This window comes from Advenella mandrilli, from assembly GCF_016595155.1.
In the GTDB taxonomy this organism is placed as follows: Bacteria; Pseudomonadota; Gammaproteobacteria; order Burkholderiales; family Burkholderiaceae_B; genus Advenella; species Advenella mandrilli.
Genome location: NZ_JAENGP010000038.1, coordinates 1 through 590 on the forward strand (window position 1 = coordinate 1; position 590 = coordinate 590).

The 590-nt window shown below is 52.7% G+C and carries 1 protein-coding gene; it reads right to left on the reverse strand.

Annotated elements, in window-relative coordinates; translation table 11 throughout:
* Positions 1 to 590, reverse strand: a 590-nt coding sequence (locus JHL22_RS15880) for a Na+/H+ antiporter NhaA (protein WP_200239599.1), incomplete at both ends; no start/stop codon positions are given.

Sequence of the window (590 nt, forward strand, 5' to 3'; positions counted from 1 at the left end):
GCGTCTTGTTTATTGAGTTGAGAAAACGTATTAATGGCCTCTGACGCCAGCATTAAAGGCGGCTCTTTCAGGCGACCGGACAATACCGGCGTCATCAGACCCAAAACAACACCTGCCAGAGTTGGATGCGCCCCCGTTTGCAGCACACCTATCCATAAGACAGCACCAGGCAACACATATGCATAAGCAGAAGTGGTGCCAATCATCTGCAGTCCAAGCACCATCATGATTCCCAGTGCCGCAATCAGCAAGCCACTGTAATCAAGGCCGCCAGAATAAAACACGGCAATAATCAGCACAGCCACAATATCATCAATAATGGCCAAGGCCAGCAAAAACACCCGGACATTACCCGGAATGGATCTCCCCAGCAAAGCCAGGACGCCCACCGCAAAGGCAATATCCGTGGCGGTTGGCACCGCCCATCCGGCACTATTGGGAGGAGCGCTATTGAAAACAAGATATATCAGGGCCGGTGCAACGACACCCCCCATGGCGGCAGCCAGTGGCAATGCGGCAAGCCTGAAATTGGATAAGGCCCCTTCATGAATTTCCCGGCGGATTTCCATCCCGACCACCAGAAAAAAAAC